The organism is Paenarthrobacter sp. NPDC090522 (assembly GCF_044769225.1).
Taxonomy (GTDB): Bacteria; Actinomycetota; Actinomycetes; order Actinomycetales; family Micrococcaceae; genus Arthrobacter.
This window is the reverse complement of the sequence record NZ_JBIVXL010000016.1, coordinates 16,752-31,410: the sequence shown is the minus strand read 5'-3', so window position 1 is coordinate 31,410 and position 14,659 is coordinate 16,752. Positions and strand designations below refer to the sequence as shown.

10 protein-coding genes and 1 tRNA gene are annotated in these 14,659 nt (G+C 62.3%); 4 read left to right on the top strand and 7 right to left on the bottom strand.

All coding sequences use genetic code 11. The annotated features are described in order from the left end of the window. Positions 1 to 110: 110 nt before the first annotated feature. The 7 genes from ACIQT2_RS18505 to ACIQT2_RS18475 form a co-directional block, all read right to left on the bottom strand. Positions 111 to 950 (bottom strand): aldo/keto reductase, encoded by an 840-nt coding sequence (locus tag ACIQT2_RS18505; RefSeq protein WP_400335919.1) that lies wholly within the window; start codon positions 948 to 950, stop codon positions 111 to 113. A gap of 157 nt (positions 951 to 1,107) precedes the next feature. Further along, the gene (locus tag ACIQT2_RS18500; protein WP_400270673.1) at positions 1,108 to 1,548 is read right to left on the bottom strand and encodes a hypothetical protein; all 441 of its coding nucleotides are present in this window, start codon (positions 1,546 to 1,548) and stop codon (positions 1,108 to 1,110) included. Between the two features lie 8 nt (positions 1,549 to 1,556). After that, complete coding sequence (locus ACIQT2_RS18495) at positions 1,557 to 2,198, bottom strand: bacterial proteasome activator family protein (RefSeq protein WP_402949336.1); 642 nt, start codon at positions 2,196 to 2,198, stop codon at positions 1,557 to 1,559. Positions 2,199 to 2,283: 85 nt separating this feature from the next. After that, a complete protein-coding gene (locus ACIQT2_RS18490) occupies positions 2,284 to 2,475 on the bottom strand; it encodes a YbdD/YjiX family protein (RefSeq protein ID WP_402949334.1) in 192 nt (63 codons plus the stop codon). Continuing rightward, positions 2,475 to 4,742 (bottom strand): carbon starvation CstA family protein, encoded by a 2,268-nt coding sequence (locus ACIQT2_RS18485; RefSeq protein ID WP_402949331.1) that lies wholly within the window; start codon positions 4,740 to 4,742, stop codon positions 2,475 to 2,477. Before ACIQT2_RS18485 ends, ACIQT2_RS18490 begins: the two co-directional genes overlap by 1 nt. Before the next feature lie 183 nt (positions 4,743 to 4,925). Then, positions 4,926 to 5,465: a PadR family transcriptional regulator gene (locus tag ACIQT2_RS18480; protein ID WP_402949328.1), complete on the bottom strand. Its 540-nt coding sequence runs from the start codon at positions 5,463 to 5,465 to the stop codon at positions 4,926 to 4,928. Positions 5,466 to 5,494: 29 nt separating this feature from the next. Next, positions 5,495 to 6,478, bottom strand: coding sequence for an NAD(P)H-quinone oxidoreductase (locus ACIQT2_RS18475; RefSeq protein ID WP_400335907.1), 984 nt, complete (start codon positions 6,476 to 6,478; stop codon positions 5,495 to 5,497). A 103-nt stretch (positions 6,479 to 6,581) separates the two neighbouring features. Between ACIQT2_RS18475 and ACIQT2_RS18470 the strand changes: the two genes are divergently transcribed. From ACIQT2_RS18470 to ACIQT2_RS18455, 4 genes are all read left to right on the top strand, one after another. Further along, a tRNA-Ser gene (locus ACIQT2_RS18470) sits at positions 6,582 to 6,672 on the top strand. 287 nt (positions 6,673 to 6,959) lie between these two features. After that, on the top strand, positions 6,960 to 7,850 hold the full coding sequence (locus tag ACIQT2_RS18465; RefSeq protein ID WP_402949326.1) for an LPXTG cell wall anchor domain-containing protein: 891 nt from the start codon (positions 6,960 to 6,962) through the stop codon (positions 7,848 to 7,850). Between the two features lie 284 nt (positions 7,851 to 8,134). Beyond that, a complete protein-coding gene (locus tag ACIQT2_RS18460; protein WP_402949324.1) occupies positions 8,135 to 14,335 on the top strand; it encodes an RHS repeat-associated core domain-containing protein in 6,201 nt (2,066 codons plus the stop codon). After that, positions 14,332 to 14,634 carry a hypothetical protein gene (locus ACIQT2_RS18455; RefSeq protein WP_402949322.1) on the top strand — a complete coding sequence of 101 codons (303 nt, stop codon included), beginning with the start codon at positions 14,332 to 14,334 and terminating at the stop codon, positions 14,632 to 14,634. Before ACIQT2_RS18460 ends, ACIQT2_RS18455 begins: the two co-directional genes overlap by 4 nt. Positions 14,635 to 14,659: the final 25 nt, after the last annotated feature.

The following is a 14,659-nucleotide window of genomic DNA, read 5'->3' as shown; positions in this document are numbered from 1 at the left end:
CTTAACGCACAGCGCCCCGCACCCAAGTAGGTCGCATTAGCGCGCGTTTTGAGCGATCATAACGCGCACTAATGCTACCCAGTTGGGTACGGGGCACTTGCGTGCCGGGACTAGGCGAAGTCGGACACCGCCGGGTCCGGGCCGATCCGGCCTTCGGTGCCGCGGTCCAGGCCGTTGATGGCCTCGACGTCGGCATCGTCCAGCTTCACGGACAGAGCCGCGAAGTTCTCCTGGATGCGGGATTCGGTGACGGACTTGGGGATGACGACGTTGCCGATGGCCAGGTGCCAGGCGATGACCACCTGGGCGGGCGTGGCCTGGTGCTTGGCCGCGATCTCAGCGACGGTGGGGTTCTCCAGCAGTTCGCCGCCCTGGCCCAGCGGGGACCAGGCCTGGGTGAGGATGCCCTTCGAGGCGTTGAAGGCACGCAGCTCGGACTGGTTGAAGAAGGGGTGCAGTTCAATCTGGTTGATCGCCGGGACAACGCCGGTCTCATCGATGATGCGCTGCAGGCCCTCGGTGGTGAAGTTGGAAACACCAATGGACTTCACCCGGCCGCGCTTCTTCAGCTCGATCAGGGCCTTCCAGGTGTCCACATACTTGTCCTGCTTGGGCTGCTGCCAGTGGATCAGGTATAGATCCAGGGTTTCGATGCCGAGGCGGTCCAAGGACTTCTCGAAGGCCTCCAGCGTAGCCTCGTAGCCCTGGTCGGCGTTCCACAGCTTGGTGGTGATGAAGATCTCCTCGGCGGAGAGGCCGGATGAAGCAATCGCACGGCCAACGCCGGATTCGTTGCCGTAGATCTTGGCGGTATCGATGTGGCGGAAGCCGGCATCGAATGCCTGGCGGACCACCTTTTCGGCTACATCGTCTTCAACCTGCCACACCCCGTAGCCGAGCTGGGGAATGGTGTTGCCGTCGTTGAACGTAAGCGTTGGTGAGGAAGTCATGTCTGCAATCCTGCCAGCATGAAGTTGCTCAAAGCACCAAATATTACGCAGATCAGCTATCCGCTTAACTTTTTGCGTCAGTGGAATAAACGCGCACGCCGGTAGTTGCATGCGCTGCACACTTGAACCGGGCGGTCTTCAGTCCGTTGGCCTTCAGTCAGTACGAAAGGAGGCGCTCGGCGTCGGCGACCTGTTCAAAAACAGACTCGGCCCGGCGCCGTACGGACAGCGCGCCCACTGGGACAGGACCAACAGCCAGCCGCAGCATGGCCGCAGCCTCTGCAGTCGTGGCCAGCGAATTGCCGGCCTTGGACAGTGCACGGTGGACGCCGGCAAGGGAACCTGGCACGTCAAGGCCATCGCTGGGCGCCCGTTTTTGCGCCTCTACGCAGATCACCCGAACGCGTGGGAGCAAGTCCGCAAGCTCGTTGGCGATCTGCACCAGCTCGTTGTACAACTCCTCGTCGTCAACGCCTTCCAGTACCTGGTGATATCGATCCAAGCCACGATGGAAACGGTCATGTGCACGGCGCCACAGCCCCTTACCGAGCTCAAGATCGTCTTTCCGTCCCTGCCGGACGGCCCCAAAGAAACCCACGGCCAGGCTCAGAGGTACTGGCCCGGGCCGTGATCGGGATCGTCGGTCTGGCCGGGAGCCGCAACGCCGGGTCCACCTGGGGCCTTGGCCCGCTGCGGCTGCCCGTTCTCGCCGATCACAATGCCGGGCGCGATCACCGTTCCCGGCGGAAGTTGGCGCAACTGGTGCTGGGCAGTTGCATGGTCACGGGCAGCCTGCTGGGCCGCGATGGCGGCCTGGATGCCGTGGAACAGGCCCTCCAACCAACCAACCAGCTGTGCTTGGGCTATGCGAAGTTCTGCGTCCGAGGGCGCTTTGTCCTCCGGAAACGGCAGGCTGATACGCTCCAGCTCTTCGATAAGTTCGGGAGCCAGACCGTCTTCCAATTCCTTGATGGAACGTTCATGGATTTCTGCCAGGCGGCCACGTGCCGCGTCGTCCAGGGGTGCGCTCTTCACCTCTTCGAGGAGCTGCCGGATCATGGTTCCGATCCGCATCACCTTGGCCGGCTCGTCAACGAGCTCCTGGAGGTTGGTGCCCTTGGGCTTGTCCTTTGCCTCCTCTGACCCCTGGTCAGCGCCGTTCAAGGCCGTGCCTTCCACCGGGGTACCCTCCACGGCTTGGTCGTCCGAAGCCTCATCCTTGGGCTGAATGTCGTTCAGATCGCTCATGCGTTTCATACTCTCACGTGGTTCGCGCCAGCCCGCGGCCAAGACCGGATTTTGGACTTCGTTCGTAGCGAAACTTCCGGTAGCCTCAGCAGCAGCGCCCTTGCGGGTTGGTGTCCTGACGGTCCATGCGGTCCCGCCAGAACTCGCGCTCGGTCATGGCAGGACCTTCGTGGCCGGAGGACGTGAAGTGCTCCAGATACTTCTGGTACGCGTCGGCGCCCATCAGCCCCCGCATGTATCCAGCGAATCCACGAAAGCCGTTCGTGAGGGCTCCCACTAGTGGTGCCCCGAGCTCACGGGTCGCTGGTCCACGGGCAGGGCGTCCCACTCGGCAAGGAGTTCCTTCTCTGCTGCCGTCGGAATCAATCCGGCCGGAGCGAACACCTTGGACGGTACGGCCGGATCCTCGTGGTCCTGCCCGCCACCGGCACGGAACGCCCGGACCGTGGCAATGACGGCGGTGATGATCACGATGATGCTCAGGACGACGAAGATCACCGAAAGCACGCCCTGGATCATGGTGTTGCGGACCACCGCTTCCATGGCCTCAACCGTTTTGGCCGTCCCGAACGAGGTCTTGCCGTCCGCCAAGGCCTTGGTGAAAGCGGCATTGTTGGCAAAGTAGCCCACCGCCGGAACGGGCGAGAAGATCTTGAAGAAGCTTGCCGTGATGGTCACGACGGCGGCAAACGCCAGCGGGACTGCGACGATCCAGAGCCACTTGAACACTCCCCGCTTCGCAGCAATGGCCATGCACACGGCCAAGGCGATGGCAGCGAGCAACTGGTTGGCGATGCCGAACAGCGGGAAGAGAGTATTGATCCCACCCAAGGGGTCCGTGACGCCCATCAGCAGCACGGCACCCCACGCAGCAACCATGATCGCCGTACACAGCCAGGCACCCGGCCGCCACGAGGCTTCCTTGAACCTGGGAACGAAGTTGCCGATCGAGTCCTGCAGCATGAAACGCGCAACCCGGGTGCCGGCGTCCACCGCAGTCAGGATGAACAGTGCCTCGAACATGATGGCGAAGTGGTACCAGAACGCCATCATTCCAGGCCCGCCGATGAACTGCTGCATGATGTGCGCCAGGCCAACAGCGAGCGTGGGCGCACCGCCCGAACGGGAAATGATGCTCTCCTCCCCCACGTCCTTGGCGGTCTGTGCCAGGACGTCCGGAGTGATGTTCACGTTCGCCAGGCCAAGGCTGTTGACCCACTGGGCCGCGGATTCAACCGTGCCGCCGGTCAGCGCGAGGGGTGCGTTCATGGCGAAGTAGATGCCACGGTCGATCGAGATGGCCGCCACCAGCGCCATGATGGCCACGAAGGACTCCATGAGCATGCCGCCGTACCCGATGAAGCGGGTCTGCCGTTCCTTCTCGATCAGCTTCGGAGTGGTGCCGGAGGAGATCAATGCGTGGAACCCGGACAGGGCACCGCACGCGATGGTCACGAACAGGAAGGGGAACAACGCTCCAGAGAAAACCGGGCCGTTCTCGCGGCTGGCGAACTCGCTGAAGGCCGGAACGTTGATTTCCGGCCGCACCACGATGATGGCAAGGGCGAGCATCACGATCACGCCGATCTTCATGAACGTCGAGAGGTAGTCACGCGGTGCGAGCAGCAGCCACACAGGCAGGATCGCAGCGATGAAGCCGTAGATGATGAGGCCCCACGCGATGGTCACCTTGTCCAGGTGGAAGAAGGCTGCACCCCATTCCGTTCCAGCCACGGCACCGCCGCCGATGATCGCGGCCATCAGCAACACAAAGCCGATGATCGAGACCTCCATGACCTTCCCCGGCCTCAGGTACCGCAGGTAGACGCCCATGAAGAGTGCGATCGGAATGGTCATGCCCACCGAGAAGACACCCCACGGGCTTTCGCCCAAGGCGTTGACCACCACCAGAGCAAGGATCGCAACGATGATGATCATGATCAGCAACGTGGCGACCAGGGCGGCGGTGCCGCCAATGACGCCAAGTTCCTCGCGGGCCATCTGGCCGAGGGACCGGCCGCCTCGCCTCATCGAGAAAAACATCACCAGATAGTCCTGCACCGCACCGGCAAGTACGACGCCGATGATGATCCAGATAGTGCCGGGGAGGTAACCCATCTGTGCAGCAATGACCGGACCCACCAGCGGACCGGCGCCGGCAATGGCAGCGAAGTGGTGGCCGAACAGGACGTTCCGATCGGTGCGGACATAATCCTTGCCATCAGCCTTGTACTCGGCCGGGGTAGCCCGCCGGTCATCCGGCTTGAGGAGGTACCGCTCAATGACCTTGGAATAGAAGCGGTAACCGATCAGATAGGTACACACGGCAGCGAAGACAAACCAGATGGCGTTGACCGTCTCGCCGCGGACCAGCGCAAGCATGACCCAAGCCACGCCGCCGAGCAGGGCAATGGCCACCCACAAGGCGATTTTGGCCGGGGTCCACTTCCGTTCGTCCTTTTCCCGTCGGGACTCATCCACGGCCGGCGGCGGCAATGTGGGGTCCAGCTCCCTTTCGAGTTCTTGTTCCGGGATGGCGTTCATGTCTCCTCCTTGAGAACCTTCTTGCTGCCGTGGCTCCGTTAGGGCACAGCCGGGCGTCACGGGCACGCTAGCAATGAAGGTTCCCCCCGCACGGCGGAACCTACCGGGTGATCAGGCGTGGTGCGACGAGCGGCGGTTGTGCTGCGGTGAACGGCAACTACACTCCGCGCACTTTCCGAGAGTTCACTCCCCCGAGCGCTCCTGAACTTGCAGCATCCGCGCTTCGCACAGGTCCAGCCAGCGCACCTCTGCCTCCGCTTGGAAGATCAGGGAATCAAGTACCAGCAACCACGCAGTGTCGGCGGAGCGTTGGTTTGCCGATGCCGCTTTCCTCGCTTGGGTGTGTTCCTGGAGGGCGCGCACGGACACTTCGCGCTGCGACTGGATCACGGCCGAGGCGTCCACGCCCGGCAGGGTCACCGCGAGCGCCAGCTTGATGGCAATCTCGTTGCGAGGCGGAGTGCCGCGGCCCACTGCCCCGTCAAACCAGGCCCCGACTTCGGCGACCCCGGCGTCGGTGATGCTGTAGACGACGTGGCCGCCGCCGTCGTCGCCGTCGTTGCTGACCAGTCCGTCCCGCTCAAGGCGGTCCAGGGTGGTGTAAACTTGGCCGATGTTCAGCGGCCAGGCCGCGCCGGTCCGGTCCTCGAACTCCACGCGCAGCTCATAGCCATACCGGGGCTGGTCCTGGAGCAGGGCCAGGAGGCTGTGCCGGATGGACAATGGAGCTCCTTGCTATAAGGGGGTGCCGGTCAGAGCAGCAACAGGACCTTACCCACATGCTCGCCGGAATCGAAGTACTCGTGGGCTTCCGCCACGCGGTCCAGCGGGAAAGACTTGGCCACCAGCGGCTTGATCCGGCCATCGGAGAGCATGGGCCAAACCACCTCACGCACGGCGGACATAATGACGCCCTTCTCGGCCACGGGCCGCGGACGGAGGGCCGTGCCGATCACGGCGGCCCGTTTGCTGACCAGTTGTCCCAGGTTGATCTCGGCTTTGGTGCCGCCTTGCAGTCCGATGATGATCAGGCGGCCGTAGTCGGCGAGTGCGTCTACGTTCTGCTGCAGGTACTTGGCACCCACGACGTCGAGGATCACGTCCGCGCCTTTGCCACCGTTTTGCGCCTTGAGGCTTTCGACGAAGTCCTCGTCGGAGTAATTAATGGCGATGTCCGCACCAAGGAACGCCTTGGCGGTGCCCACTTTTTCGTCAGTGCCCGCGGTGGTGGCCACGTTGGCGCCGTAGGCTTTGGCCATCTGGATGGCCATGGTTCCAATGCCGCCCGTGGCACCGTGGATGAGCACGGTTTCGCCGGGTTGGAGCTGCGCCGTCATGATGAGGTTCGAGTAGACGGTGGCTGCCACTTCGGGCAAAGCGGCTGCGGTGACCAGGTCAACGCCGTCGGGAAGCCGCAGTACCTGTTCGGCGGGAACGGCCACTTGCTGGGCGTAGCCGCCGCCCGCCAGCAGGGCCACAACCTTGTCCCCCAACGAGAACGCTTTGGTAACTCCAGGGCCGAAGCCGGCGATCCGGCCGGAAACCTCAAGCCCGGGAACCTCGGAGGCGCCAGGGGGCGGCGGGTAGAAACCGCGGCGCTGCTGCACATCGGCGCGGTTCAGCCCCGCGGCTACGACGTCGATCAACACCTCACCCTCGCCCGGCACCGGAGACGGGACTTCCCTGACGTCGAGGACTTCGGGCCCGCCTGGCTGGGAAATGTAGACGGCTTTCATGACGGACTCCCGGATTCTTGCTGGCACTTCCAGACCCGGGGCCGGGACGGGAAGCACGTGATGTTTTGGTACAGCCAACTCCCTATGAAACACTACTAGGCAGGGAAGGTTGTCCGAGCGGCCTAAGGAGCTGGTCTTGAAAACCAGTGTGCGGTAACCCCGTACCAAGGGTTCAAATCCCTTACCTTCCGCCACGTTGGAACCCCCGGTATGCGAGTGCATGCCGGGGGTTCTGCTGTTTGGTGCCTTCACGCCTGCGATTGCGCGGGTTTGGTGAACAGTCAGGCCAGGAGCCTCGCCCCGCCCCTACGCAACTGTGGCTCGTTCTTGCCAAGAAAACGCCAACTGCGCCTTGGCTTGTGCCGCACGCGTACGGGGGCGTCCCTCGAATGGTCTGCCGATAGTTTGTGAATGTGGCGTCATAGATCGCCCTGATGCGGCTCTAACTAAGTGGAACCGCACTCCCGGTTGGAGGAGTGTGTTGACCATCACCCGCATTCCGAAAGGCATCACTGTGGCGCTCCCTGCTACCAGATCATCCCTGAACTCCAGGTTCTCGCCTTTGAAGACAGCACCAGCGCTGGAGCGCAGCGCCCGCTCCGCACCTTCCAAGACGTTGGTTAAGAGTTTGCTGGGCCTCGTTCCCCTGCTCTTGCTGTTGCTTATGTCGATTCCATGGGCCACGGCCGCAGCCGCAAGCACGAGTGTGAGTGGGGTTGCCAAGGCATCGATGTCGTACGCGGTGGCGGTTCCCGCAGCTCAGCACGTAGCGTGCTCGGGCCAAAAGGACGCTGCTTCCTGTGACGCCGATGGGGATGCGATACCTGACGGTGTCGAGGTGGTGGTCTGCGGGTCCGGTACGTGCGCGACTGGTCGGGAAGACACAGACGTTGACGGCATTCCTGACTGGACCGAGATCACGGCGTGCGGTGATGCGAAATGCGCAGACCCAACCACCGACACTGATTCTGACGGCGTCCCCGACTACGCAGAGGACTTGGCATGTGGGTCAGCGACGTGCTCCAACGGACGCGACGATGCGGACGGAAACAGGGTCGCGGATTGGATCGACTTCGTCATCTGCGGCACTGCGGGATGTGCGACAGGTGAGGAGGATTTCGACGGCAACGGTGTTTCCGACGCCGCCGAACTGGCTGCCTGCGTAAAGGAACAGCCGAACATCTTTGGCATCCCGTTGCCAGGTACCGGTCCGGATTCAACAGGTTTCCTGGCTTCGACAGGATTCCAGGCGTGGGTCTTCGGCTTGTTCGGAGTGATCCTGCTCGGAGCCGGTGCCCTGCTGATCTACCGCAGGAAGGCCACCACCCCTGCGATCAGCGACGAGAATTCTTCCATGGGTGGCGACGCATGAGCCCCCGCCACAACACATCCAGTGACTCCGTAAAAGGATCATGGTCAAGGCGGCTGACCTCGAGTGTCGTCGGGGTGGGGCTTTCCTGCGCACTGGCCGCCTCGACGTTGACGCCGAGTTACGCGGCGACCTTAGAGGCTACAGCGTCACTTCGGGCGCAAACCCTTGCTACGGCGCGGGACGCGTCTGGGGCTCTGAAGCGGTCTGTGCCGTACATCGCACCGAAGGTGGAGGACGGACAGGGCCCAGTCCAAGACTCTCCTGATGTTGGCACTGGCGCGGTTTTGCCCGGTCAGAAGTCCGAAGTCAGCGCGGATCCCGTCGGCGCGAAGGTGGTGTTCTCCGGCCACGAGGTCAAAGACCAGTTGAATGTGGCGGTCAAGAAACTCGGCGAGGGGGCGGGCAGGACCGCAGCGGCCGAGACCGCCGGCGTGGTATTGAACAGTGCCGTAGACGTCGCCGCGACCGACACCACGGGCCAGGACATGACGTCGTTCCCAGCCGACCCCACAATCATCGAATCCCAGAACGGTCCTGAAGTGGTTACCGCTGTGAACCCTGGTGTCAGTCTGGAGCTTGCCGTCGATGAGGCGCGTCTCGGCACTACTGTCGGGAAGGTCGATCCTGCGTCCGTAAGGATCATGACTCGTGAGAAGCCTGGTGAACCCTGGGTTGAACTGCCCTCCTACTACGACAAGGCCAGTGGCAAAGTGCGCGGCGAGTCGGACCACCTTTCCCAATTCGTGGTCATCGGTACTCCATTCACGCCACCCGCCGGACCGCGGGTGGTGCTGGATCCGGACGACGACATCGCCGTCACCACCGGACCGGGCGGTGACATGACCGAACTGCCCCAGAACGTGCGCCTCGCAAACGAGGTCGCGGCCGTGATGCGCACCACCTGTAAAGCCGACGTCCTGGTAACGAGGCCCACAGCGACCCCGCGGTTCATCTCCCCACAGACGCGGGCGGCGATGGCCGCAGCGCACAACCCGGACCTGACCGTGACGCTTGCCTTCGACGCACTCTTCGGGCACCCGTGGGGCGTAGCTGCGGATGGTGGCACTAAGGTATACACGCGCGGGGGTCCTGACGACAACGCGGTGACGACCTCGTTAGTCGCACAGATGCCCGGCTACACCGGCCGACCCGCGGAACAAGCCGCCGCGGGGGCAACAACACCACTCCCGTACCTGGATCTGGGATCTTTGCCAGGTGCCGTGACGCACTTGGAGGCCCTGTACATCGACCACAACTTCGACCGACCCGTGATCGACAGTGGCTTCGCTTCGATCACCAACGGTGTTTTCACCGGGCTCGGGAAGTATCTCGAAAGCAAGGGCTTCAACTGCACCAACCCTGCCACCGGCGGTTGGCCGGCGAAACCATCAGCCGCCGAGCTGGCGAAATGGCGGAACCTGGGATTCCATAACTATCAGGCCTACGGCGCCGAGCCGGTCTCCTTCACTACCGGGAACCTGATCGAGAAGTTTCCGCTGTTCACGCTCACCGGACCCGGAAACCAGAACCTGGATCTGTCCCTCGTCTACAACTCCCAGGACGGCCGCTTCACAAGGACGGGCGCCGGGGTCTCGTTCGAGCTCGGTGCCCGGGTCCAGAGGTTCGACGACGGGTCGGTCCTGGCCGTGCGCGGGGACGGGGCCTCCTATGTGTTCACAGGCAACGGCGCCGGCGGCTTCACCGCAGAAGCCGGCACCGTCAACACTCTGAGTGATGCAGGAAACGGGCAACTCTTGCTGGCATCACCGGACGGGGAAACGTGGCTGTTCGACACCTCCGATGTGGAGGGCATCGGGGAACTTGTCAGACAAAGCGACCGGCAAGGAAACAGCACCACCCTGGCTTATGGCCCCGGCACCGCGGAAACCCAATTCCTTCCCCTGTCCTCCATCACCGATACCGCCGGACAAACAGTTCTGGTCGGATCCGACGTGTTGGGCCGGATCACTTCCTTCACTCATCCGGATGGTCGCGTTTGGCGACTGGCTTACGACGCCGTCGGGAACCTGACCGTCATCACTGAACCAGACGGCCGTACCCGGTCCTTCACTTACGACGGCGTTCACCAACTCATCACCGCAACCGACCCGCTCGGGATCCTTTACCTGCGCAACGAGTATGACGCCGCCGGCCGGGTGGTGAAGCAGTGGGACGCCGAAGGAAGCGAACGGGTCTTCACCTACGACGATGCCGCGAAGACCACGACTTATACAGATAACGAAGGCAACACGACCGTCTACACACGGGATGACAGCTATCGGGTAACGCGTATCAGAGATGCTGCCGGAGGAACCCAGGACTTTTCCTACGACGGGAACAACCAGGTCACCGGCTATACGAACCAGAACGGCAAATCCACCACCTACGCTTTCGATGCCGCCGGGCACCTGATCAGCACCACCGCAGCGGACGGGACCGTCACCTCCCGAACATACACACCGGCAGGGGACCTCGCCTCGACCACGGACGCCGGCGGCCCCGGCGGGTCAGCACGCACCACAAGTTTCGACAGCGACACACGTGGGTTGCCGATCACGGTCCACCTGCCCGACGGCACCACCATCAAAAATGCGTTCGACGCCCGCGGGAACCTCACTGCGTCCACCGACCAACTGGGACACACCACCGGCTACGGCTACGACGTACACGGGAACCTGACCACGGTAGCGGACCCGCTCGGCCGGACGAGTACCTTCGACTACGACGTCGCTAACCGGGTAACCGCAGCGACAGACCCGCGCGGGAACACGACTTCCTACGCTTGGGATACCGCTGACCGTTTGGTAACTCAAAAGGACACAGCCGGTGGCGTTACCACCCTGTCCTACGACGGGAACAACCACCTCACCTCGACGACCGACCCCACCGGCGCCGTCACTAAGTATGCATGGGACGTCCTGTTCCGGGTCACCTCCGTGACAAATCCCGACGGCGGCAAGACCACGTACTCGTATAACCGTGAGGACGAGCTCACCCGAATCACTGACCCGCTCGGCGGCGAAACGCTATTCGAACTTGATCCGCTCTACCGGATCACCAAAACCATTGATCCTCTCGGCGGACAATGGTCCCGCACCTGGGATAGAGCAGGAAACCTGGTTACCACCACCGACCCCGAAAACGGCATTATCACCACCGGCTACGACGCGTTGAACCGGGTCACGTCGACTACAAACCCGACCGGAGCGAAAACCGTATATGCCCTCGACGGTGTCGGTCGGACCGCCGTCGTGACTGATCCCGTTGGCGGTACACGGCGGTTCGAATACGACGTGATGGACCGGCTCGTCAAAACCACCGATCAGTCCGGGAACACTTCCACGACGAGTTACGACAAGGCCGGCAACCCGGTCGCCGTCACCGACCGGCGCGGACAGGAATGGAAACGTACTTTTGATGCCGCCGGGCAACTTACGTCTACCGCCGACCCCACTGGCGCGGGCAGCTCGTTCGGGTACGACGCTAACGGGAACAGGATCACAGTCACCGACCCGCTCAGGCGGGTAACGACCACCGTCTACGACGTGATGAACCGGCCTGTATCCGTAAGGAATCCGGCAGGCGAAACGACTACCACCAGCTACGACCATGCAGGGCGCGTCATTTCCAGCACGGATGGGGACGGGGACGCCTGGACCCGGTCCTACGACATCGCTGGCAACCTGGTCAAAACCGTTGACCCAGACGGAGTTGTTTCCTCCTATGGCTGGGACGTTGCAAGGAACCAGACCTCAATGACGGAGGGGAGCGGCACCGTCACCGCCTATTCCTGGGACAAAGCGTCCCAGCTGACCGCCGTTACCCAAAACCACGTGGCCGGCAAGGAAGAAGACGCAGACACAAACGTCACTACCAGCTATGCATACTCCCCCGCCGGGTACCTGGCGGAGGTCACCAACCCGAACGGCAACACCACAAAGTTCAGCCATGACAAGGCCGGGCGGACCACCGCCGAAACCAACCCGGCCGGCAAGAAGTTGGAGTACGAATACGACGGGCGCGGACTCTTGACCAAGCAGAAGGACGCGAACGGGACGACCACAACCAACACCTATACCCCCACGGAGGAATTAGCCGCCGTAGCCTACTCCACCGGCCAGAAGATCTCGTATGGCTACGACGCGGAGCAAGCCATGATCACCATGGAAGATGCCATCGGCGCCTCGGCGTGGACTTACGATGCCCGCGGGGCGCTGAAGTCACAGACGGATGCGCTGGGTAAGAAGCTCTTCTACGACTATGACCCTGCCGGGCAGATGACCACCCTCACCCTGCCCGCCGGGGCCACAACTCCGGCCACCACCGGCAACACCGCAGGACAACCCACAGTCAACAAGCCAATCGGGATTTCCTACAGCTACGACTCCGCCGGACGGGTTATGTCCCTGGCCTCGCCCTGGGGATCCATGGACTACGGCTACACGCCTGCGGGGAACACCGCCGTCGTGACTCGCTCCAACGGCGTCAAGACCACAACGGAATACACACCCGCGAACCGCACCGAAACAATCACACACGCCACCACGAAACCCGCGGCAGCTACTGCAGCTGTAGCCACTGGCGCGGTTCCCGGCTTCGCGCCAAAAACAAAACCCGTCCAACACGACGCGATGGGTTGCACCACCGCGACCTCCTACTTGGCCAACCGGGCCCTGCCGGAGCACGGCGCTACCGGAACAAACTGCGTCAAAACTGCGGACTATCTGGCCCGGCGCACCCTGCCTACAAAGGAAGCGGGCATCGCAGCAGGCGAATCCCTGACCCTGAGCTACACCTACGACAAGAACGGCAACACAGCCTCCCGGACACGGAAAAACGGAGCCACCCCGACATCGAATACTCCAGTCACGGAGACTCGCGACTACACGTATGACCTTCTCAACAGACTCACAGGCTCCACCTCAAACACCGGAGTGAAGAACACCTACAAGTTCGACCGGAACGGGAACCGGACCAGCTGGACCACGAACGACAACCCTTCAACCACCACGGCCGGGGATCCCTTGAACGTGGCGGCGGTGTTCGACAACATCGACGAACCTACGAAAGAAACCCGTACCGGCTCCGGGACAGGACAGCCGGGCGCCGTTACGACGTCGTACGGCTACGACGCCAACGGAAACCGCATCAGAGTCGCTGTCGCGGGCGGACCCACCACCACCTACAGCTATACCCCTGACAACCAAACCCAGTCCGTCACACGGTCCGGGATCGAAAGCACGTACAAGTACGACGGGCTAGGAAGGAACCTCACCAACACTGACACCACCAACTATGGGACCCACGAAACGTCCACGGCGTTCAAGGGGCTTACCCCAATCCAGAACACTGACAGCCATGGAACAGCAAACCTGATCCCGGACAACCTCGGTCACGTGGCCCTGCAAACCGGGACCACTACCGTCGAAGACCGGTGGGCACTCCTCGACCGGCTCGGCTCGACCATCGCCCAAACCACCAACATCCTTGGTGCGGGCACAATCGACCAACTGGCCGAATACTCCGACTACGGCGTTCAAGGGTATGGCACCACAGGCTGGGACGCCGACCCCAATTACACGGGACAACCCACCAACACTACCCACGCCACCTACAGGTACCATGCCCGCACCCTCGACCCGTCCACCGGAACCTGGACCGGGCAGGACAAATGGCGCGGACTCCTCAACGCGCCCCAAACCCTCAACCGCTACGCCTACACCCTCAACAACCCCACCACACTGATCGACAACCTCGGTAATGACCCGGTCAGAGTTATTGGCGGGATCTCCTACGACTACCTGCCGGCGTCCGAAAGCTGGGAACCAATCCCCGGCAGCACACCCGTTGTTCTGCCAGTCCCGCCCCTTCCGCCGTACTCCATCCGGCGACCGGATTACACGCCACCTACAGGCGACTCCTACTTCAATCGCATCCTCCAGCAGGCCGCCGCCTACACACCTGCCCGTGCCAGCACATCCCAGATCAGCGCAACGCACGCTGCCCTGAATTGCGCGTCAGACGTGAAAGTCGGGATGAGCCCGGAGCAGTTGGCCATCAACGAAGCCTGCGGCAACGCACTCGCCGAGGCCAAACTCCAAACCAAACCCGAATGGGTGCAGGACCTCGTCCACGGCAACCAGGCGTTCGCAGAAAAGGCCACGCCAGTCGTTGCCTTGGGCATCGCCGGAGGGCTAGGCAGCGCTGGAGCATCCAAAGCAGAGACAGGTAGCATTGCCAATGTATTCGAGCACGGATACATATATCACCCACGGATTCGTGCGCGTGGCGTCGAAGACCCCCGAGCACACAATTTCCCCTATTCCTTTGACGACGTAATCCTTAGGAGTAACCCGATGACGCAAGCAGACGGCTCCTACCTGTACCGCATTCCCGGAGAGATCAACGGAAAAGCCGGCGTTTACGAGATTGCGCTCAATCCCGACTCTGGCATCATCTTCCACCGAACGTGGCGATCCGAATGAGATATGTCACCCTGGCCGCGGACTACCTTGAGCCCTCCATTCGTGACGAAGTCACTGGCTCGATGGACGCAACCAAATGGAATCTAACACCCAGCCTCCTCCACGAAGTCGCGGTCTGGAATGCGGAGTATCAGAAGATCATCCCTCTCGACATAAGAGATCGTCCTTCCGTTGCGGGACTCATCGACAAACTCGACAGTCAAGGTCTTGAGCTCGCAAGAAGAATCGGAGCTGAACTGGGAAGTTCCACCAAAGTTCGGTACTACAGCGAAGGCTGGCTGAAACTCATAGAGAATTGAATCATTCAGCGCATCTTGCAACCAG